Source organism: Clostridium sp. AF28-12 (assembly GCF_003435225.1).
GTDB lineage: Bacteria > Bacillota > Clostridia > Lachnospirales > Lachnospiraceae > Pilosibacter > Pilosibacter fragilis.
This window is the reverse complement of the sequence record NZ_QWGJ01000031.1, coordinates 1-422: the sequence shown is the minus strand read 5'-3', so window position 1 is coordinate 422 and position 422 is coordinate 1. Positions and strand designations below refer to the sequence as shown.

General features: G+C 48.8%; 1 protein-coding gene. It reads left to right on the top strand.

Annotated features, from left to right (window positions below; all coding sequences use genetic code 11):
• Positions 1-422 (top strand): VirB6/TrbL-like conjugal transfer protein, CD1112 family (locus tag DWY93_RS17665; RefSeq protein ID WP_242990720.1); only part of this gene is annotated, 422 nt, incomplete at both ends.

Here is a 422-nt window from a genome sequence, read left to right as displayed (position 1 = left end):
GGGGTCATCCTCACTTTTGTAATGACCTATGAACTGATACAGATGCTCATAGAACGCAACAACCTCCATGAAGTTGACACATGGATGTTTTTTAAGTGGGTGTTCAAAACCTTTGTGGCTGTGATGATCCTGACGAATACCTTCAATATCGTGCTGGCGGTCTTTGATGTGAGCCAGCATGTGATCCAGCAGTCAGCGGGCATTATCCAGAACGGGACAGAGATCACGCCGGATGTGCTGGACAGTCTGCGGACAGAGCTTGAGGCGATGGAGTTAGGCCCTCTGTTCGGACTCTGGCTCCAGTCCTTCCTGATCCAGCTTACCATGATTGCCTTAAACATCGTGATTTTCGTCATCGTATATGGCCGTATGATTGAAATTTATTGCGCGTCCAGAAGCGCCGCTTTTCATCCGAAAGCGGT